The following is a 253-nucleotide window of genomic DNA, read 5'->3' as shown; positions in this document are numbered from 1 at the left end:
ATAAGATGCTCGACTCGTTAGTCGGTATTGATTATGAAGATTGCTGTTTCGGTTTTGCAGTTTATGGTCGTCGTTACTATAATGACTTGAACGTTAGAGACAAACCAACACAAGCGATTATGGCAGAGATTAGATTGAATGGTCTTGGTAGTAGTAGCAGCCGTTTGACACGATTGCTCGCTGATAAGATCTTAGGCTTTGAACCTGTGCAAACTGCATGGAAAGACTAAAAAACGCAAACAATGCTATATTG

General features: G+C 39.9%; 1 protein-coding gene. It reads left to right on the top strand.

Going from position 1 to position 253, the window contains the following annotated elements:
- On the top strand, positions 1–230 hold a 230-nt coding region (locus tag AAEZ03_RS28230), incomplete at its 5' end, for a hypothetical protein (RefSeq protein WP_350583259.1).
- Positions 231–253 lie beyond the last annotated feature (23 nt).

It is taken from the genome of Pseudomonas sp. HY2-MNA-CIBAN-0224 (assembly GCF_040310285.1).
Classification (GTDB): domain Bacteria; phylum Pseudomonadota; class Gammaproteobacteria; order Pseudomonadales; family Pseudomonadaceae; genus Aquipseudomonas; species Aquipseudomonas helleri.
The sequence above is the reverse complement of the archived record's forward strand: the minus strand, read 5'-3'. Positions and strand labels throughout refer to the sequence as shown.